The sequence below is a fragment of the Pseudomonas sp. WC2 genome, assembly GCF_050586545.1.
In the GTDB taxonomy this organism is placed as follows: Bacteria; Pseudomonadota; Gammaproteobacteria; order Pseudomonadales; family Pseudomonadaceae; genus Aquipseudomonas.
Map to the genome: position 1 here is coordinate 1 of NZ_JBOBDR010000052.1, position 433 is coordinate 433.

The 433-nt window shown below is 62.8% G+C and carries 1 pseudogene; it reads right to left on the reverse strand.

Annotated features, from left to right (window positions below):
- Positions 1-433 (reverse strand): annotated as a pseudogene (locus ACQ4OE_RS26775) (RHS repeat protein); the annotation flags it as partial.

Below are 433 nucleotides of genomic sequence, written 5' to 3' on the forward strand. Positions count from 1 at the left end.
CCGGTACTTCTCGCCCGACTCGTTTTCAATCTCGGTGAGCAGCAGTTGCGCGTGGTCGTAGCGGTACTGCACCCGCGTGCCGTCGGGATTGATGCGGCGCGAGACCAGGTGCAGATCGTCGTCATATTCATAACGGGTGATACGGCCGAGTTCATCGCGCTCAGCAGTGACCTGACCGTAAGCGCCGTAGCTGTAGGCGCGGGTAGCGCCGGTGGGAAAAGTCGTCTGCGTCAGTCGGCCAAGTGCGTCCCACTGCTGCCGCGTCACCGCACCGTGTTCGTCTACCGTGGTGGTTCGTCGCCCCAATGCATCGTAGGAAAAGCGCCTCACGCCACCGTCAGGCGACGTCTCTTCAACGAGCTGACCGAGGTCATTCCACACCAGCCGAAGCCGGCTGCTGTCCGGGTAACGGATCGACAGCAACCGCCCACGG